Here is a 19801-nt window from a genome sequence, read left to right as displayed (position 1 = left end):
CTAAAAATTTCTTCTTAAAATTGATATCAAAATAATATCATTATGCAAACAGAAAAAATTATCAAACCGCCTTCAGGCTATCTAACATTAGCCATTACCATTGTATTGCTTATCGCAGGCATATATCTTTTGGCAATCAAACAATTTGCTATTGGTTCCATCCTACTAACACTTGATTTTGTACTCGTTTTGCCGGGGTTGATTATCGTAAATCCAAATGAATCGAAAGTATTGACCTTGTTTGGAAAATACGTTGGAACAGTTAAATCAGATGGTTTCTTTTGGGTGAACCCGCTTACTACAAAGAAAAAATTATCGCTACGAGCAAGAAACTTGAACGGCCAGCAGCTTAAAGTGAACGATAAGATGGGCAACCCGATAGAAATTGCTGCTGTTATTGTTTGGCAGGTTAACGAAACTGCAAAGGCCAGCTTTGCTGTAGAAGATTACTTACAATACGTGAATGTACAAAGTGAAGCTGCCGTTAGGCATTTAGCCAACAGCTTTGCCTATGATAGTTTGGAGGATGAAAATGCCCAAATTACATTAAAAGATGGTGCTGAAAAAGTAAATTCACTATTGGAGGAAGAACTTAACGAACGTCTTTCGAGAGCTGGAATTGATGTGATAGAAGCGAGAATTTCTCATTTGGCTTATGCGCAGGAAATTGCCAGCGCAATGCTTCAACGTCAGCAAGCAGCAGCGGTTATTGCAGCTAGAAAGCTAATTGTAGAAGGTGCAGTTGGCATGGTAGAAATGGCATTGGAGCGTTTATCGGAAAAGGAAATTGTACAGCTTGACGAAGAAAGAAAGGCCGCTATGGTAAGTAACTTGTTGGTAGTTCTATGTGGCGATAGAAATGCGCAGCCAGTGGTTAACGCCGGAACTTTATACAACTAATGATATTCGAAGAGAAACAAAAACTCAACTTGTGGTGGCTGTATATCCTATTTGGTATACAGGCCATCATTATTTTAAGTACTAGTTTTTTGGGCGATACTGGCATGAGCTTATCGGAACTCCAACAAATCTATTATCTACCTATTATTGTAGTTGTTTTTATATTCCTTTTGGTTTATTTCATTAACCAGAATTACTTGCTGCTCTACATCGATAACAACGGTATTATTTACAAATATTGGCCTTTCTCTAGAACTAAAAAAATTGCTTGGGATGATATTGAAAAGGCCTATTTAAGAAGTTATGATGCTTTGGGAGAATATGGCGGATGGGGATTCCGTTATCGCCTTTGGTTTAAATGGAACGACAAGGCCTTCCTATTTGATGGAGACTCAGGCCTTCAAATTGTGCTTACCAATGGAAAAAAATTGCTTTTTAGCACGGCAAAAAAAGAACAACTTCACCAATCTTTAGAAACGCTAAAGCAAAAACATCAACTATTAATGATTGAGACTGATGTCAGATAAAGATAAAAAAGCATTTGCACTTAGAATTAATCCAGTTTTACTGAAAGAAATTGAACAGTGGGCGGCAGATGAATTCAGGAGTACCAATGGTCAAATTGAATATTTACTTAACGAAGCTTTAAAAGCCAGAAAAAGAAAAGCAGGCAAAAAAGAAGCTTAATGCTTTGCTTATTCAATTGCAATAATCACTCAAGAAAGTGGTTTAATTTGCACAAATATCCTAAATTGCGGCCAACCAAATATATTTTAAACATTACAAATGAGAGAAGTAGTTATCGTATCGGCGGTTAGGACGCCTATTGGCAGCTTTGGCGGCTCGTTATCAGGATTTTCGGCCACACAACTAGGTGGTATCGCTATCAAAGGCGCTTTAGAGAAAGCAGGCGTTGAGCCAAATCAGGTTCAGGAAGTTTACATGGGCAATGTTTTATCGGCAAACCTAGGACAAGCGCCGGCAACACAGGCTGCTAAATTTGCTGGATTGCCAGATTTACCTGCAACAACCATCAATAAAGTTTGTGCTTCGGGAACAAAGGCGATCATGTTAGCAGCTCAAAGTATTGCTTTGGGGCAAAATGATATCGCAGTTGCTGGTGGTATGGAAAGCATGAGCAATGTGCCTTATTATCTTGATAAAGCCAGAAATGGTTACCGACTTGGGCACGGACAAATTACAGATGGCTTAGTAAAAGATGGACTTTGGGACGTTTACAACGACTATCATATGGGATCGGCAGCAGAATTATGTGCAGAAACATGCCATATTACCCGTGAAGACCAAGATAATTTCGCAATTGAATCCTACAAAAGAGCGCAAAATGCACAAAGTAATGGGAAATTTAAAGCGGAGATTGTTCCAGTAGAAATTAAAGATAGAAAAGGCAACGTCACTTTATTGGATACCGACGAAGAGCCTGCGGCTGTAAAGTTCGACAAGATACCGACATTAAAACCTGTATTTAAAAAAGACGGTACAGTTACTGCCGCCAATGCTTCAACTTTAAATGATGGCGCAGCGGCACTGGTACTAATGAGCGCTGAAAAAGCTGCGGAACTGGGCTTAACTCCACTAGCAAAAATATTGGCCTACGCCGATGCGCAACAGGCACCAGAATGGTTTACAACTGCGCCATCAAAGGCAATTCCTTTGGCTTTACAAAGAGCTAACATCAGCAAGGAACAGGTAGATTACTTTGAAATTAATGAGGCATTCTCGGTAGTATCTTTAGCCAATAACCAAGCACTTGGCTTAGATGGAGAAAAAGTGAATGTTAATGGCGGCGCTGTAGCCATTGGTCACCCGCTAGGTGCTTCTGGAGCTAGAATTGTAGTTACACTACTTGCAGTACTACAACAAAACAACGGTAAAATAGGTGTTGCTGGCATTTGCAACGGCGGTGGCGGCGCAAGCGCAATAGTAATCGAAAATCTTCGTTAACGATTTTAAATGCGTACAATCTTTTCGAAATTTATTTTTTTACTGATTATCTCTTTAAATGCTCCGTTGCTTGGTTTACGGGCGCAAACTACCCTTACTGCGGCTAATATTGAGAAACTGAACTTACTGCAAGACAGTTTGTCTGCATATAGCGATTCGACAATGAGCGTAAAGGACGACATAGACCGAACGGCCTATAATACCATGTTTGTGAAAAAACTGATTGGAGGTTTGAAAACACCACATTCTTTCCAGTACAAATTTGATTCGCTTGTAAACAACGTTTCTATCTTAACCGCACCCAATCAATCTTTCAGGATCATTACATGGTCGGTACCTTTTACCGATGGCACTTATAAGTTTTATGGCACGATACAAATGGCCACTAAAGATGGTTCGTTGAAGCTGATTCCGTTAAATGATGATGGAAAGAATTTTAGTGACGATAATTTAGTTACGAATCAAAAAAAATGGTTTGGCGCACGTTATTACGAAATGATTCCTGTTACTTATCCGGGAAAAAATCCTTACTACATTTTACTGGGCTGGAAAGGAAACGATGAAAAAACCACGAAGAAAGTGATTGAGGTGCTATCCTTTGAGAAAGAGGACGCTGTATTCGGCAAAAACATATTTGAGGTAAAGAAAAAAGCGGCTAACAAGAACAGAATTGTATTCGAATACAACAGGCAAAATTCGATGACACTCACTTTCGACAAGCAGGTCAACATGATAGTTTTCGATCATCTTGCTCCTTATGAAGCAAACATGGAAGGCAACGCTGCTTATTATGTATCGGATTCGAGTTTCGACGGTTATACCATCAGTTACCAACGATTATATTTCAAAGAGAACGTAGAACTGCGAAACGATGCATCAAGTTTAGACGAATTGTATAGCACACCACGAAAAGCAACTACCTTAATTCAAAAAAGCCGACATTAATTTTTTAAGGAAATATGAATGTATTAGGCTATATTGCACTCAATTTTTTTTTATAAAAAACTAAGACTAACTTATTAAATAACTTTATGCAAACAACTACTGCAGAAAATCGTAATGATTTTTTCAAAAGTAAAGTACTTGGGCATCCATCGGGGCTTTTTGTACTATTTTTCACAGAAATGTGGGAACGCTTTTCCTATTATGGTATGCGGGCCTTATTGGTTTTGTTCTTTAGTGCCTCAGTATTAGATAGCGGTTGGGGATGGCCCAAAGAGCACGCTTTAGCTATTTTCGGTACCTATACTGCCCTGGTTTACCTTTCAACTATGTTGGGTGGCTATTTTGCCGATAAAGTAATTGGAATTAGATGGGCGGTAGTTGTTGGCGCATTGCTTATGACTATGGGACACGCCTGTATGGCTTTGGAAACCTCCTTTTTCATTTACTTAGGTCTTGTACTTTTAGTTTTCGGAAGTGGTTTTTTCAAGCCTAACATGACCTCTATTGTATCTGAAATGTACAAAGATTTTCCAGAGAAAAAAGATGGAGCTTATACTATATTTTACATGGGTGTAAATGCTGGTGCGTTTTTCGGCATCATGCTTTGCGGTTATTTAGGAGAAAAAATTGGTTGGAGTTGGGGTTTTGGTGTGGCTGGTATTTTCATGCTATTTGGACTATTACAATTTTGGTTTGCACAAGGCATATTTGGAAACATCGGTCTTAAGCCAGTAAAAGCAACCGCGGAAGAAAAAGCTGCCGCTGCTGCTGATACCAATTTAGAAGGCGGAAAACTAAACCCATTCACTAGTTTCCACATGGTACTTATTGTACTGTGTATTGGTTTAGGTTTAGCTTGGATATTGAACGATCCTGTGAATAAAATATCAGAAGGAACTACAAATTTATTTGATTTTAAAGTAGCTGGAATTGATGGAAGCAATTTGGTTATTTTAACTGGACTTGTCTTGTTTTTGATTTTACTGATAGTAAGGATCGCTAGATATGACAAAATATTAAAAGATAGAATGATTGCAATTGTTTTCTTTGCTATCATCACGATGATATTTTGGTCAATTTTTGAGCAAGCACCAGGTTCTCTGACTTTATTCGCTAAAGATTATACACAACGTATTTTAGAGGGTACATCTGGCACTATTTTTAAGATCGTCAACTCTTTGATTACTGTTGGTCCGCTAGCGATTATTACTTGGGTACTATTCAAGCTTTTCGGGCAAACTTTTGACAAATACAAACTTTCTAATTTAATATTAGGTACTAGTTTCCTTATTATCTGGGGAATAGCGATCTGGATGGTAGTAAACGAATACAAATCTACTTCGTATAACGTTCAATACAAAAATGCTAATGGCGTTGTAAATAACGGCAAAGTAGTGTCGTCAGAATCATACAAGAACAACGAGGAAGTAGCAATTATCGACGTAGAAAGTACATCGTTTTATACGGCTAAAGAAAACGCAACCATTGCAAATAATGCTTTAGTTGATAAAGAAAACAACTACATTGGAGATGTTTTCAGTGGTAAAATCATCAATATTGTTGACAAAGAAAAGCCAGGAGCGTTTGGCACTATGGTAAGTTACGCAGAGGTAGAATTTACTACTACAGCGGGAGCAACTATTAAAAGAGAAATCAGACTGGCTAAAGGTGAAAAAGCTGGACTGAAAGTAGGTGATGCCAAAGATATTTTGGTGACGCACAACATCAAATATGATAATAATCAAACCTCCCCTACTAAAGCCATCATTACTTCAAAAGAAGCTGCTACAGAAATTAATGCCAGCTGGTTTAACATATTGAATTCATTATTCATCATCACATTAGCCCCACTGTTCTCTAAATGGTGGAGCAGCAGATACAATCCTTCAGCTAACAACAAGTATGCTATCGGTATGTTATTTTTAGGGATAGGAATGGCATTTGTTGCAGTTGGTGCAGCATCAATTCCAGCGGGTTCAAAATCAGCTTCGGTGAGCATGATGTGGCTAGTATTTGTTTATTTGTTCCATACCATGGCAGAGCTTTGCGTATCGCCGGTTGCGTTATCCTATGTAAGTAAACTTGTACCAGGAAGAATGATTGCGGTGATGTTTGGCGTTTGGTATCTGGCTGTTGCCATCGGTAATAAATTAGCTGGTATATTCGGCGAGGTTTCTGAAAGTGTTGCAGGAGAGAAAGGCTATAGCTATTTCTTCTGGATGTTAACAGGAGTTTCTCTTGCTGCGTCGCTATTGGCATTTGTACTGGGACCAATTGTTAAAAAACTAATGCACGGAGTGAGATAAGTTTAAACAATCCACAAAAAAGCCGATTGAAATATCTTCAATCGGCTTTTTTATTGGTGAAGACTACAACGTCTTAAATCAACTCTTTGAAAACAACAGTACTGTTATGACCGCCGAAACCGAAAGCGTTGCTCATAGCCGTTTTGACTTCTTTGCGCAGTGCTTGATTGAAAACCAATTGCATACCAGCTGGAATTTCAGGATCAGGATTGCTTACGTTAATTGTTGGCGGAACGATGTTATCATTGATACTTTTGATGGCAATAATAGCCTCAATTGCCGCTGCTGCACCCAACAGGTGGCCAGTCATCGACTTTGTTGAGCTGATATGCAAGTTTTCAGCTGCTCCAAAGACCAAATAAGCTGCGTTAAGCTCAGCCAAATCTCCCACAGGGGTCGATGTTGCGTGTAGATTTAAATAATCTAGTTCTTCAGGTTTGATACCTGCTTCTTCTAAAGCTAAATTCATCGCTTTAGCGGCACCAATACCTTCAGGATGTGGTGAGGTAATGTGATAAGCATCGGCGGTCATTGCAGCACCTACTACTTCAGCATAGATTTTTGCACCTCTTGCTTTCGCATGTTCGTATTCTTCCAATATCAACGCTCCCGCTCCTTCGCCCATTACAAAACCGTCTCTATCTTGGTCAAACGGTCTGCTTGCAGTTTGTGGATCATCGTTTCTGTGCGACATCGCTTTTAGCGCCGCAAAACCACCAAACGAAGCAGGTGTAATTCCGGCCTCTGAACCGCCAGTAACAAACATTTTAGCCTTACCCATACGGATGTAATTGAAAGCGTCCATAATGGCGTTGTTTCCGGTGGCGCAAGCAGAAACTGGTGTATAGTTAATTCCTTGCAAGCCAAACTTCATCGATATCAATCCTGAAGCCATATTAACCAATAACTTTGGTATAAAAAATGGATTGAACCTCGGGTTATAATCGCCAGTGACGTAATTTTCCACTTCCGTTTCGAAGGTTTGCATACCACCCTGACCACTGCCCCAAATCACTCCAAAATCGAATGGATCTATGGTGGTTAAATCAATGCCACAATCTTCAATTGCCTGTGCGGCTGCGTATAATGCGTATTGCGTAAACAAATCTGTACGCTTAATTTCATTTCTATCTAGGTGATCCGCTGGATTAAAGTCTTTTACTTCACAAGCCATTTGCGAACGAAAACGCGAAGCATCAAATCTTGTCACTGTAGTGCAAGCACTTTTGCCGTTAACAATGTTCTCCCAAAAATCGGCAATGTTATGCCCTAGTGGATTGATAGTTCCCAAACCTGTAACTACAACTCTTTTCATTTTGTGTTATGTTTTATTAAGGGCGCAAAGTTCGCATTTAGCTGCAATTAAATGCTCGAATTTTGTAATTATTTCGTGTGTATCTGTTTTTGCTTTGTGGCATACACCCTCTCTGCCCTATGGGCATCTCTCCCTTAGAGGGAGGGAATAGCAAAGATGGATATCAATAGAAAACTTGATTTTTTTTTAATGTAAAGCCAATTACAAGGGATTTTGTTATTGCTAGGCACCGCTACAAAATGACGGCCATTTTCAATCGAGCTGATTACCATAAACTGATGATCAATTAAAAACAACCGTAGCTCAGTTATTCATCAACTAAATGTAACTAAACTCTTTTAGGAGAGAATAGCAATCGACGATAGAAATGCTTTTATGATGCGCCGACTAATGAGCACCTAAAAGCCGATGCTGAAATAAATTCAGCATGACGGAGTGTGAATTAACCGACATTCTTAATTCAAGGAGTCACATCAAAAATTGGTGTATTATCTATCTGGCGACGAAAAATTGTAACGATTAAACTTAGGTTTTGAAGGGCTGTTTATGGAAAAGCGATTTGATAAGATCTTTACGTGCTTTTGTGATAAAAGCTTCACTAAATTCCTTTCTAACGTTCAACCTTCGGACATTTCTTACTTCAACCAATCGCTGGTAAGCAAATCCCTAATGAACAAGTGAACAAATGAACTGATCCCTAATGAACAAGTCAGTCAGTGAACAAATGACCTATTTAAAATTGAACTTACCGTTGTATCTTAAAAGCGCTTCCAAATAATAGTAATCAGCATAATTAATTGGCACGTCAATTTCCGAGTTATTTGGCCTGTGTCCGGTGCTGTGCTCCAAAATAAAACCGTAGTTATCACCAATTTTACTGGTGTAAGCCGTACTTAGCGAGTAAAGGATTTTATCAGCCGCTGCTTTGTAAGTTTTAGCATTTTTGCTGTACTTCATTAGTTCGTAAAGTGCTGACGCTGTGATGGCTGCTGCCGAAGCATCTCTAGAAACGTTAGGAATTTGAGGATCATTATAGTCCCAGTAAGGAATGCCATCAGCTGGTGTGCTTTTATTGTTCAAGATGTACTTAGCAATTGCATCAGCTTGCGCCAAATAAACCGGGTTTTTAGTATATCTGTAACATAGCGTGAAACCATAAAGTCCCCAAGCTTGTCCCCTAGCCCACGAAGATTCATTGGCATAGCCCTGAGCGGTGGTTTTCTGCAACACGCCGCCGTTCTCCGTATCGTAATCAACGACGTGATAAGAACTGAAATCTGGGCGGTAATGGTTTTTAATTGTATTGTTGGCATGGGTTACTGCAATTTTATAGAAAGATGAATCGCCGGTAAATTTGCTCGCTTCAAAAAGCAATTCCAAATTCATCATGTTATCGATGATCACAGGATATTTCCATTTAGCGCCACTGTGGTCCCAAGAGCGAATTACGCCAGCTTTTTTATTAAATCTGGTAGATAAAGATTTTGCCGCTTGTATGATCACTGAACGATAGGCAGTATCCTTAGTTAAACGGTAACCCGCACCAAAAGGACAGTAAATCATAAAACCTAAATCGTGCGTGGTAGTGGTAAATTGCTCCTTTTTAATATCTTCCGTATATTTTTTTGCTAGCTCAAGCCACTTTGAGTCTTTATTGTATTCGTAGAAATACCAAAGCTCCCCTGGAAAAAAACCACTTGTCCAATCTCTAGAAACTACCATTTTCAACTTGCCATTTTCAACAGTTCGTGGAGACACTAAGTTCGGCTTCTCTTTTCTTGCAGAGTCTACATTCTTTACCAAAACATCAGTTTGTATTGCTGCATTTTTAAAAGATTTAGATACATCAACTTTTTGTGCTTGAGCAGCTAAAACGGTTAAAAGTAATGCGGTAGTGATTTTAAATTTCATGATTAAATTCTATTTGGTTAACTCTAGCTTTTATTAGTTCGTTAATTAAGGTTGTATTTTTTTACCCGCCTCAGTCATTTGTTTTTCAAAAAGCGATTTGGGTGTTATTGTTCCACTTTGATTTAGACCTTCCCAAACGCCGTCAGGTCGACCAGTTAAGCGGCCATTTGTTTTTTGTGCTGTAACGCCAATAGCGTAATTTTTACCACTTACATACGGGCTTTGTACAGTTACTTTTGCGGCGACACAGTTCCAAAGCACTTGATTTACACCAGCCCAACCGTGGCCGGTACCCCAATTACCGCGATCTTGAATGTTAATTTCACCGTCAGTCGTAATATTGTCGTAGAGTGTGCCTGCAGCCCAGCGATGATGTGGGCCAATATCTGCTTTTGCCCGAGTTGATTTGCAATTGTAAAACACGTTGGGACCCATTACTTTTGCACCGGTAACATAATCGTGCCTACCTTCATCGGCAGTGCAATTCATTACTAAATTTAGCTGCCCATCATTATTAAAGGAATATCTCCTACCACCCTCAATTTTTGATTTTGGAGATAAAGAAGTACAATGCTTAACGGTAACCTGCTTACTCAAACTTCCCAAATTAACACAGGAGTATCCAAAATATTTGCTGCTGACATTGCTAACCCAAGCGTTTTCCACTCTATTCATCGAAATCGCGTCCCAACCATGGTCTTCATCAGTGTCGCTTTGATATTCAGATTCTATCATCATATCTTCAATTCCAACCTCACTAATCCTTCCATCAAACGTAAATTTATAAACTTCGCCGCCGCCGTACTGCGTTTCCATCGCCATTACTACAGGATTATCTAAAAATACCTCATTCCCTTTAATAGCAGTAATTTTTCGTTCAAAAAACAGATTGTAATCAGCAGCCTTCCATTGTACCGTACCTTCTCTAAGATCAATTTGATCCATTTTCAAATCTTTAATCCATTGATCGGTTCCAGGCCTGTAAATCATTAGTGCATCACCTACTTTAAAGTTGCTTGGTTTTTCGACATGAAAAGATTTAGCTCCTACAGGAACGTAATTATCCGTTATTTTTGTTCGTGTATTGGGTATTTCTTTTGATTTTCCAGCGCCATTTACATTAATCAACTTACGCTGACCTGCACCTATGGCTATTAATTTCGTGGATGAGCCCTCGCCCCTTAAAATGATACCCGAAGCAGTTATATTAATAGTTCCCGGAATTTGATAAGTTCCTTTTTTCACAAGAATTGCACCTCTTACACCATTTTGATCTAGGGGATACTTCGCTACGCGATCAATTGCATCTTGTATTTGCTGTTGATGATTATTTCCCGACGGACTAACTTCCATTACTACTTTCACCACAGGGATTGGTTTTGCGCCTTGATGGTAACCCACTGCACTAAAATCAGGAATGATATCGCCTTTACTGTCAGCAACGTAAGTAAGCTTACCATTTGCATCAAGCTTTACCAAACTCGATTGCCACTGTTGCGCAGCAAGTTGGCCATGTATAAGCATGGACAAGTAAGCGATAAAAACAGATTTTAACTTCATCTTATAGCCAAATTATGGGATGTCTAATTGGTAGGTTTCTTACTACCTCTTCATTGGTAGGTTTTAAATCGAGGCTTTTCCAAGTATTGAACCAAGATTGATGCCCAAAATAGTTAGCTCCAAAAAATAAAAATGGTTGTGCTACCGGCCAATATCCCCAATACATTACATCAGGTTTTAATGGCCATTTCGATTTATCTGCAATATACGGATATAGGTAATCGATCCCTTTTTTAATTGATTTTCCATCAGCTGTTTGGTAAGTCCACAGGTTATCGCTTGGCGTAGATAATAATTGACATAACATCACCATGGCATCAAGGTTGAAGATGGCATAACCATAAGGCTTTGTTCTTGCCAACTCCAGCGGGAAACTACCATCTGCAGCCATCTGATTGGGCAAATAAACTGTTTTGTAACGCATCCTTAATGAATCGAGCATGGGTTGGTCATTCACCAACTTTGCAAACGAAGCAACTTGCATTCCCCAGGTAGTACCATGATTATTTTTTGCATTTTTTTCTGCCATTCCATTTTTACTGGTGTTGAGCCAAAGAATATAGTCGGCAAACCATTTTTTAATTACTTGAAGGTCATTTTTATCAAAAGATTTCGCTTTTTGCATGACCACTACGCCCTGTGCTACTTCCATTAAATGGATGGAATCAATAATTCCCCAGCTTCTGCCTGTATATAAATTTCGCACAGCTTGAGCGTATGCCAGATTTGGGTTCATCAGTGTTTCTTGGTTTACGAACCAAGCTTTTAAATGCGCTAATGCGTGCTTCACATATTTTTCGTCGCCAGTAATTTGATAAGCAGAAGCTAAAGCACCTATAATTTCACTAAAGCGGATCATCGCCTTGCGGTGTGCAACGAAGTTACTTGGGTTGGTCTCACCATCTCTAGTGACGTAAGGTCCGTTTGGATTTTGAGGATTTGGCCACCAATAATCACCTTCCGAAAAAAAATCATGCTTACCACCACTGCTGTAGGGCGAGGTACTTGCGGTAACTGTAATTGGTTCCTGTTTCAAAGCCCAGTTGGCCTCTGTCAATATTTGGCCCTTAAGTGCCGTAACTGCCTGCGCTTTGAAGTATTGCTGCGCAAAAGCATTACAAACTGTTGTCAGCAAAATTCCTAATAGTAAACATTGTTTTTTCATGCCATTTATCTTCTTTGTCTCGACTTATTTTTCTACTACTAAAAACTGAGTATTTAAACCTACAGCGCTAACTGAAACTACGTTCTTTGCAGCATTAGTTTTCAACTTAATTATAGCTCTACCATTATAAAGCTGCACTTTAGCTGAAGCAGTTGATGTACCTTGATTTTTAATTAATTCACCATCGCCAACTGAATCAAATTTTACCTCATTAGCCGCGTCTAAACATAGCACTCCGTTGGCATCATAAGCTTTTACTTCGATGGTTGCCAATCCGTTTTCATCAGCTATTTTTTGCAGCACTAATTTTGATGGTTTCCCCCATTTTTCAGTTTGATATTCCTGTGTAATTTCATCGGTAACCACTACCTTGCCTTTTTTCGCCACCACTTTGATTTGATAGGTACCTTTTTGCATAGGCACCGCCCAACGTAGACCCGCAGCGGGGAAATCTTGGCTATTTCGCTTCTTCACTCCGTAGCTTTTACCGTTCACAAATAGTTCAGCTTCATCACAATTAGAATATACCTTTACCATTTTTTCTTCGCCATCAGCTCCCCAACGCACTGGCCAACTATGACCGTAAATATGTGCCATAGGCTGAGTGGTCCAATACGATTGAAAAATATAGTAAGACTCCTTTTTGGTGAAATCACGTTCCACCACGCCTTTTTGATTTACATAAGGCACTGGATTTTCTGGACGAATTGGCGTACTAAAATCTTTAAATGGCCAATAAGCTGTGCCACTTAGCCAAGGCATGGTTTCTTGCTCTTTGAGGTGCCAATCAATCAAATTAGCGATGTAACTTTCACTCCAGTCGCCATCCTTACTCACCCTTGCACCGCCACCATAAAGCGAGGCATCCCCTGCTCTTTCATCGGCGCCGCCACCGGCTTTTACTTTCATCAAAGCATTATCCGGATTTTCAGAATGTCTACGGGCGTGACTGTCTCCTCCCCACTCCACATGTAAAAACCTATCCGATTTATCAAATTCGGCTTTCGAAACATCTTTATATTCTGTATAAACTCCACGATACCAGCCTGCCCAAATGGATGGAGAATACACGTCGACAATATCTCTACAAAAATCACAACGTCTTATTGCTGTACTTCTTGATGGATCTAACTGATGTGAAAGATTGTTCAATTCCTTCATGTAAGTTCTAATTTTTTCCTTATCGAACTCACTAAAATCTCCAGGCCAATCATTTTCGTTCCCTAAACCCCAAATAATTATGGATGGATGATTGTAATGCTGTTCAATCATATTTGTCAGCATTCTTTTGCCCTGTTCCTGATAAATTTCCCCACCTAATCCGCCCCTGCACCAAGGAATTTCTTCCCATACTAAAATCCCTAGACTATCGCATAAATCAAGTATAATTCGAGATTGTTGGTAATGGCCCAAGCGAATAAAGTTGACGCCCATTTCCTTCATCATTTTCATTTCAGTCACCATCATTTCTTCGGTCATCGCCGCGGCCACTCCAGCATGATCTTCATGGCGATGTGTGCCACGCAATAAAAGTCGCTTCCCATTAAGCATAAAAGGCCCTTTTTTAACAAACTCAAAGTTTCGGAAACCGATTTTTTGAGTAGCATTAAAGGTTTGGCCATTAGCATTAACGCTTAAATGTAATTCGTACTGCTGAGGTAAATCTGTAGACCAAAGTTTCGGAGATTTGATTGCGATTTCGTCTAAATTGATATCGCCACTAAAGTTGTTGATGGTTTTGTTAGCACTAAAAACAGATTTTCCCTGAGGATCTACTAAGCTAATTTTAACCGCAGCATTCCCAGTAATATCAGTTGGAAAAAAACGAGCTTTTAAACTCACTTTACCTTGCTTTCCCTGAGCATCAACGGTGGCGTGAGCAAATATTTTGTCAATAGCCAACTGAGGGTTGTAAACCAAATTCAAGTAACGATAAATACCGCCATACACGTTAAAATCAGAAAGACTAGACGGCATCATTTCCAAATCACGAGAGTTATCGCAGCGGATAATTACTGGGATTTTACCTTTAAATTGAGTTTTAAACAGTGGTGATTTTTTGAACGCTGCTACCGCATCGGTAATGTCGGCAGTCCATTCATCGTAGCCGCCTACATGGGTAGCTATCTTGGTGGTATAAATGTACACTTCTGTTTTTTGTCCAGCACCCTCAAAATGGAGTAAAGTACGACCATTAGCATAAGGGTTATCAATATCGATAGTAGTGCGGTACCACCCTGGCCCTTGATAATAGTTCACATCAGGATCAACTGCATCAATTGCATTAAAACAGTGCGGTAAATTCACCGCTTGCCAAAATGGAAGTTCCTCCGGATTACCTTTCCCAACAGGCCTAACCGCCTCCCAAATTCCTCCTAAATCTTGCCTTACAAATTCCCAACCAGTGTTTATGCGTTTGGTTGTTTGTGCCGATAAACTAAAAGTTATAGCAAACAAGAATAGCAATACTACTTTGACCCCTCTGAACATAAAAATATATTTGGTTAACCAATTAAAACTATGAAGCTACAAAACTCAGTTGGCTTAGCAAACAGTTGCATTTTAAATAATCACGGAAACGTTTGCGCAAGCTATCTCAACTAACATTCTTCCTCATCTCAATCTTCTATTAACTAAGTAGTTAAAAACTTTACAATTGACATTTCCTTATCTAATGCGGAAATATTCTTCATCAGAGTTTTCTCACTTGCAAGGCATTCAGCACAGGCTGACCCGCAATAGCTTTGAAAGTCAGTCTTAAACCTTTATCATCACTAACAATACACTCAAATTTCATTTTTACACTGCGAGCCACACCATATTTCGCAGCTAAATTTAAACCTTTAATAATGGGCTTATCATTTAAGTAAACATCGAAAATGCGTTGCGGCGGTACTTCTTTTCCTTCAGCAACTAAGCTATCTAAATTGTAAGGCAATACGGTTTGTATGCCATTGCCCATCAGTTCTGCAAAATGCAAGGTTACTTCGTACTTACCTTTAGGCGCACTGATTTGATACGCGTTTATGCCAACTAATTGTGTCTGATAAATGGGATCATTCTGAGTGCCTCTAATGTCTTTATCTGATCCGTATTGTTGCCTTCCACTGTTTTTTATTTTAAATACTTCGCCGCCAATACTGCCCCATCCGGCTTTTTCATAAATCTCGTTCGGTAGCCAAACCAGATTTTTATCATCAATAAACTGACGTTGAGAACCCATTAGGAGGTTGAGCGAACTTAATCCTTTATAGAAACTTTGTGGCTGCAAGATGAAATTGATTTCCGACTGATCATTAAAAATTCGACCGTTTTGATTGGCGATAGCTTCAATCTTATTTTTTCCGGTATTTAATTCCACTTGCCAATTAGCTATGTGATCAACAACGGGATTTTTAGACAACCTTTTTCCGTTTACCACTAATGTGACACTATCTAGGTTACTGAATACAGCTATATTTTGTATACTGGTTGTCGCACTTCTAATTTTCCATGAGCCATCACCAATTTTTAAGTAGGGATTTTTACTGAAATTAGCCACATAAAGAAAGTAAGTGTTCTTTGGCTTTCTGTCTAAGGTCAAAAGTCCTTTGTTATTGATGCTAGGCATCGTTTCTGCTCGAGTTTCCGAATTAAAATCGGATAAATTCCAAGCAGCGGCACCAGCAACGAAAGGTCTTTTTAAAATATCTTTAATGTAACCTTGATGATACTTGATGCCATAAGCTAAACTTTTATCAAAACGGATGGGATTATCGGCATGTATTCTAGGGTCTACGTCAGCACCATATTCCGTAACAATCATCGGCTTATTTGGCATCGCCGCATGTATTTTATCTAAACCTAGGCCAAAATCTTCAATTTTACCGCCATACCAACCTTGATACAAATTCCAACCAACGATCATCGGTATTTTGGTTAAACCTGCATTGGTGTAACCGGCAACATCACCATGGTTAGCAATCATGGTGTAACGAGTAGGATCAGCCTCTCTAGTTAAATCCTCCAGTTGCTGCGCTAAGTTTTCGATATTTTTCAGGTAGATTTTTTTCCTTTCAGGCTCTTTGCCAAAGTGCATTTTTAAAAGTACCTCGTTCATATACGCCCAAATGATCACACTTGGATGATTAAAATTTTGCTTGATCATTTCCAACTGCATGTGTTTACAGTTGTCGTAAAAAGCTTGATTTTCCGTAATTTCATTTACAACTGGGATTTCTACAGAAGTCAATATTCCCAATTTATCGCAGGCATTTAGCACCGCTTGATCTTGCGGATAGTGTGCAACACGTAGAAAGTTCCCTCCCATTTGCTTCAGCAATTCTACATCTTTAACCTGAAGTTCAGCTGGCACAGCGTTACCCATTTTTGCAAAATCCTGATGTCTACTTGCTCCAATTAACTTCACAGATTTTCCGTTTAGAAAAAAACCTTTTTCAGCATCAAAATTGAAGTAACGGAAGCCAATATTGGTCTTTACTTCATCTAAGAGCTCTCCTGTTTGCGCATCCGTTACTTTTGTAATTACTTGATACAGATAAGGATTTTCTGGCGACCACAAATTTGGCCTTTTTACAGTGATTGGAGGAAGCTCAAAATCAATTTGTTGACTTGTATTTGCATTATTAGTCCATTTGCTATGAGCAATATGCTTTCCTCTTGCATCCAAGATATCGGAAGTGACTGTCAGTAATTTTTTATATGCCAAGTTTTTGATTCGTCCTTTGACATTTACTGTAGCTTCGGCATCATTCACATTAGTTGTAGCTATGTAAACGCCATTGCTACCATATTGCTCATCTACAAAATGAGTTTTGTTTACTGCTATCAGATTCACATTCCGGTAAATTCCTCCAAAAAACGTGAAATCGCCAGTTAGCGGCGGAATATTTTCATCGTGGCTGTTATCCACCTTTACTATCAATTCATCGTTACCATCGAACTTTAAATTGTTTAATGGCACTAAAAAACCTGTATATCCGCCTTTATGGCCTCCCGCTACCTTTCCATTTATTAATACCGTTGTTTCTTGATTAGCTGCGCCAAAGTCCAAATAAATTTGTTTGTTTTTCCAGCTGGCCGCCAGTGTTAATTTCTTTTTATAATAACCAACGCCACGATAGTAACCAGGTACATCGTCAAGTACATCGAAAGCATTCCAGGTGTGAGGAATATTTACCGTAGCATATTTCAATTGTGCACTGCCTTTTGCAATTGGATCTTTTGCGAACTGCCATTCTTTATTGACTGATATTAAGATACGTGGTTCTTTCTCAACTTTTTGCTGAGAAAATAATGGAGTAAAACTAACGAAGAAAAGAAAGACGAAGAGATTTGTTTTCAAGAATTTGGCTTTATCGTATTAAAAAATTGTTTTAAGGATGATGTATGTTTAAAAAGGAGCATCCTTACGGATGCCCCATAAAACAACTAACCGAGGTATGAAATCAATTAATTGCTCTGTTTAACCAAACAATCGTGATGTGTTTTTTGCAGACGTTAATTTAAACAACCCGTCTCAAAATCTTGCTAATGAAACGGGATAAATGTGCTATCTAACCTCAAGAAAACGTTTGAATGCTTGCGAAAAAGTGCCAACCTTATACTGGCTATTTTCGTTTTGCACTAAATTAATTTCTATTCTCCTCGTGCCTGGAACAGTGCTATTTAACATTTTAAGATATATCGTATCTATTTTTGCCTTTGCTTGTGGAAAATTGATGCTATACACGCCATTTGATGCCTGTAACACGTTACCACTTTTATCTACAACTGCAAAATCTTGACCTACAATGGCCGGATTGGTGATACCAGTAGTTACCAATGTGAAATTTGCAACTGCATCATAATCACGTACAAATGCTGAATGAAACTGTACTGGAAACTTAACCAAATCAGTTTGTGTCCTATTTACTGTTGCTGTTGCTGTGTTGTTCCAAGGTAAAAACCCTGCGTAATAAAAATTTTCGTAACCTTCAGCGCCAACTGGTCCATCTGGATCATCCTTTTCGCATGCAAAAAACGTTGTTAAACAAGCAAGAGACAATATCAAAATTTTATATTTTTTCATTTTATTTTCAATTAAAGTTATTACTGCCAGCCTTTATTTTGAGTTACATTATTATCGCTCAATGCAATTTCATTTAATGGTACTGGATACAAATAATCTCGAAGCGGGTTCCATTTACGTTTAGTTGCATCCTCTACAACCAGCACGCCATCGGCATTAAGCACCAAGGATGATGCATTGGTACCAACCCATTCAGCCGCAACATATTTGCCACCTAAAATTGGTTTTGCCATTACGGTTTCCGCAGTTTTCCAACGTATCAAATCACCATATCTAAAACCTTCTAAAGCTAGCTCCACAGTTCTCTCTCTTCTAATCTCTTCTCTCATGCTTAGGTTATTGGCAGTTACAAAAGCGTTAGTAAGCCTTGGTGCAAAACCTGCTCTTGTACGCAGTGCATTCACTGTTAAATTCAAATCAGCGTCGGAAATACTTTCGTTTAGTTCATATTTAGCTTCGGCGTAAATCAACAACACTTCGGCATAACGGATTAAGTTTTTTTGCACTGTAGCATTATTATTAGTTGCCCAATCCGCAGCATCAAATCCTTTTTTTCCTGCATAAGCCGTTCTAGACCCTAAAGCTGTTTGCGGAACCCAAGGACGTTGGTACGATTGTTCCCCTGAACGATACAACAAAGTATTTATCCGAGGATCTCTGTTATCTAAAATCGTGTTATAACTTGTTTCATTTGCTTCTTGAACAAATAAAGGAGATCTGGTAGCTGTTGGTGTTTGATCTGAATTCCAAGCTGGCAAACCGTCAGTGTACAAATACTGACGAATTAAGTTTCTGGTTGGCGCAATCCTACCGTTTTCTAAATCCCGAGAAGTATTGTGCGTTAAAATCGTCAACGCATATTGCTTCATCAAGATGTTTTCGGTATTATTCATACCATCTCCATTATGGGTAAATTCACCTAAATAACTATTAAATAAAGTATGGCCTTGTCCCATTACTGATGTTGCAGCAGCTACTGCAATATTCAAATGATCTTGCCATCCAGCTACATTGTTGAATTTTGCGGTTGTTCCTTCCATTAAGCCTACTCTAGCTTTTAGCGCCCATGCACTACTTTTTGTGATACGACCATACTGTGCCGCAGGTAACGCCGCCCTAGTAGGCAGCCAAGCCGCTGCGAAATCAAGGTCATCGTAAATCGCTTTTGCTACGGTAGCTCTTGCAGTACGTGGCATTTTTAAATCTGGATCGTTTATACCCAGAGTTTTAAGCACCAACGGAACATCTCCGTACTTTTCTATCAGCATAGCATAGGCAAATGCTCTAAAAAACCTCGCTTCTGCGAAATAACGATTTTTTATGGCATCCGTAACTTTTGCGCTACCTCCTTTTTCTAGGATATTATTGGCAGTGAAAATCATTTGATAAGGGTTGCTCCAATCTCCTGAAGTTGCCGGCACACCTCTGTTTCCTGTACTTACAGCATCGATATTTTGTCCTGTGTTGTCATCAGCTCTATTATCAATAGCGTGGCCAGGCATTTGCTGATATAACCTATTTGCCGCATTTTGCAAATCTGTTTCAGTATTCCAGTAACCCGTATCAGCAAAGTTGGTTTCCGGAACTCTATCTAATTTAGCGCAGCTTGCTAATACCGCAACTGCTAGTAGTATTGTGAATATTTTATTTCTGTTCATGATTGG

Annotated in this window: 14 protein-coding genes; 6 read left to right on the top strand and 8 right to left on the bottom strand. The window is 39.1% G+C overall.

Features of this window, described 5'->3' with window-relative positions; translation table 11 throughout:
- Positions 1-42: 42 nt before the first annotated feature.
- From ACY2A0_RS16880 to ACY2A0_RS16855, 6 genes are all read left to right on the top strand, one after another.
- Positions 43-900: an SPFH domain-containing protein gene (locus tag ACY2A0_RS16880; RefSeq protein WP_461790551.1), complete on the top strand. Its 858-nt coding sequence runs from the start codon at positions 43-45 to the stop codon at positions 898-900.
- A complete protein-coding gene (locus tag ACY2A0_RS16875; protein ID WP_461790550.1) occupies positions 900-1427 on the top strand; it encodes a hypothetical protein in 528 nt (175 codons plus the stop codon). The genes ACY2A0_RS16880 and ACY2A0_RS16875 overlap by 1 nt, the downstream gene beginning before the upstream one ends.
- Positions 1417-1587 (top strand): type II toxin-antitoxin system antitoxin, encoded by a 171-nt coding sequence (locus ACY2A0_RS16870; RefSeq protein ID WP_461790549.1) that lies wholly within the window; start codon positions 1417-1419, stop codon positions 1585-1587. The genes ACY2A0_RS16875 and ACY2A0_RS16870 overlap by 11 nt, the downstream gene beginning before the upstream one ends.
- 99 nt (positions 1588-1686) lie before the next feature.
- Positions 1687-2865 carry an acetyl-CoA C-acyltransferase gene (locus ACY2A0_RS16865; protein WP_461790548.1) on the top strand — a complete coding sequence of 393 codons (1179 nt, stop codon included), beginning with the start codon at positions 1687-1689 and terminating at the stop codon, positions 2863-2865.
- Between the two features lie 9 nt (positions 2866-2874).
- Positions 2875-3810, top strand: coding sequence for a hypothetical protein (locus ACY2A0_RS16860; protein ID WP_461790547.1), 936 nt, complete (start codon positions 2875-2877; stop codon positions 3808-3810).
- An 86-nt stretch (positions 3811-3896) separates the two neighbouring features.
- Positions 3897-6116, top strand: a complete 2220-nt coding sequence (locus tag ACY2A0_RS16855) for a peptide MFS transporter (RefSeq protein WP_461790546.1) — start codon at positions 3897-3899, stop codon at positions 6114-6116.
- A gap of 73 nt (positions 6117-6189) precedes the next feature.
- Here ACY2A0_RS16855 and fabF read toward each other — a convergent pair whose 3' ends face one another.
- The 8 genes from fabF to ACY2A0_RS16815 form a co-directional block, all read right to left on the bottom strand.
- On the bottom strand, positions 6190-7431 hold the full coding sequence (gene fabF, locus ACY2A0_RS16850; protein ID WP_461790545.1) for a beta-ketoacyl-ACP synthase II: 1242 nt from the start codon (positions 7429-7431) through the stop codon (positions 6190-6192).
- A gap of 729 nt (positions 7432-8160) precedes the next feature.
- Positions 8161-9342, bottom strand: coding sequence for a glycoside hydrolase family 88 protein (locus tag ACY2A0_RS16845; RefSeq protein ID WP_461790544.1), 1182 nt, complete (start codon positions 9340-9342; stop codon positions 8161-8163).
- Positions 9343-9387: 45 nt separating this feature from the next.
- Positions 9388-10902: a hypothetical protein gene (locus tag ACY2A0_RS16840; RefSeq protein ID WP_461790543.1), complete on the bottom strand. Its 1515-nt coding sequence runs from the start codon at positions 10900-10902 to the stop codon at positions 9388-9390.
- 1 nt (position 10903) lies between these two features.
- Positions 10904-12067 (bottom strand): alginate lyase family protein, encoded by a 1164-nt coding sequence (locus tag ACY2A0_RS16835; protein WP_461790542.1) that lies wholly within the window; start codon positions 12065-12067, stop codon positions 10904-10906.
- 24 nt (positions 12068-12091) lie between these two features.
- The gene (locus ACY2A0_RS16830) at positions 12092-14557 is read right to left on the bottom strand and encodes a glycoside hydrolase family 2 TIM barrel-domain containing protein (protein ID WP_461790541.1); all 2466 of its coding nucleotides are present in this window, start codon (positions 14555-14557) and stop codon (positions 12092-12094) included.
- Between the two features lie 202 nt (positions 14558-14759).
- On the bottom strand, positions 14760-17411 hold the full coding sequence (locus tag ACY2A0_RS16825) for a glycoside hydrolase family 2 TIM barrel-domain containing protein (protein WP_461790540.1): 2652 nt from the start codon (positions 17409-17411) through the stop codon (positions 14760-14762).
- 207 nt (positions 17412-17618) lie between these two features.
- On the bottom strand, positions 17619-18137 hold the full coding sequence (locus tag ACY2A0_RS16820; protein ID WP_461790539.1) for a hypothetical protein: 519 nt from the start codon (positions 18135-18137) through the stop codon (positions 17619-17621).
- A 20-nt stretch (positions 18138-18157) separates the two neighbouring features.
- The gene (locus tag ACY2A0_RS16815; RefSeq protein ID WP_461790538.1) at positions 18158-19795 is read right to left on the bottom strand and encodes a RagB/SusD family nutrient uptake outer membrane protein; all 1638 of its coding nucleotides are present in this window, start codon (positions 19793-19795) and stop codon (positions 18158-18160) included.
- Between the last annotated feature and the right edge of the window lie 6 nt (positions 19796-19801).

This window comes from Pedobacter sp., from assembly GCF_965249885.1.
Lineage (GTDB): Bacteria > Bacteroidota > Bacteroidia > Sphingobacteriales > Sphingobacteriaceae > Pedobacter.
This window is presented reverse-complemented; position numbering and strand designations above follow the sequence as displayed.

Bases quoted from the DNA above. Each gene is read 5' to 3' on its own strand.
- ACY2A0_RS16845 (WP_461790544.1), bottom strand. From the start codon at position 9,342: ATGAAATTTAAAATCACTACCGCATTACTTTTAACCGTTTTAGCTGCT.
- ACY2A0_RS16880 (WP_461790551.1), top strand. From the start codon at position 43: ATGCAAACAGAAAAAATTATCAAACCGCCTTCAGGCTATCTAACATTA.
- ACY2A0_RS16875 (WP_461790550.1), top strand. From the start codon at position 900: ATGATATTCGAAGAGAAACAAAAACTCAACTTGTGGTGGCTGTATATC.
- ACY2A0_RS16840 (WP_461790543.1), bottom strand. From the start codon at position 10,902: ATGAAGTTAAAATCTGTTTTTATCGCTTACTTGTCCATGCTTATACAT.
- ACY2A0_RS16835 (WP_461790542.1), bottom strand. From the start codon at position 12,067: ATGAAAAAACAATGTTTACTATTAGGAATTTTGCTGACAACAGTTTGT.
- ACY2A0_RS16870 (WP_461790549.1), top strand. From the start codon at position 1,417: ATGTCAGATAAAGATAAAAAAGCATTTGCACTTAGAATTAATCCAGTT.
- ACY2A0_RS16820 (WP_461790539.1), bottom strand. From the start codon at position 18,137: ATGAAAAAATATAAAATTTTGATATTGTCTCTTGCTTGTTTAACAACG.
- ACY2A0_RS16830 (WP_461790541.1), bottom strand. From the start codon at position 14,557: ATGTTCAGAGGGGTCAAAGTAGTATTGCTATTCTTGTTTGCTATAACT.
- ACY2A0_RS16855 (WP_461790546.1), top strand. From the start codon at position 3,897: ATGCAAACAACTACTGCAGAAAATCGTAATGATTTTTTCAAAAGTAAA.
- ACY2A0_RS16865 (WP_461790548.1), top strand. From the start codon at position 1,687: ATGAGAGAAGTAGTTATCGTATCGGCGGTTAGGACGCCTATTGGCAGC.
- ACY2A0_RS16860 (WP_461790547.1), top strand. From the start codon at position 2,875: ATGCGTACAATCTTTTCGAAATTTATTTTTTTACTGATTATCTCTTTA.
- fabF (WP_461790545.1), bottom strand. From the start codon at position 7,431: ATGAAAAGAGTTGTAGTTACAGGTTTGGGAACTATCAATCCACTAGGG.
- ACY2A0_RS16815 (WP_461790538.1), bottom strand. From the start codon at position 19,795: ATGAACAGAAATAAAATATTCACAATACTACTAGCAGTTGCGGTATTA.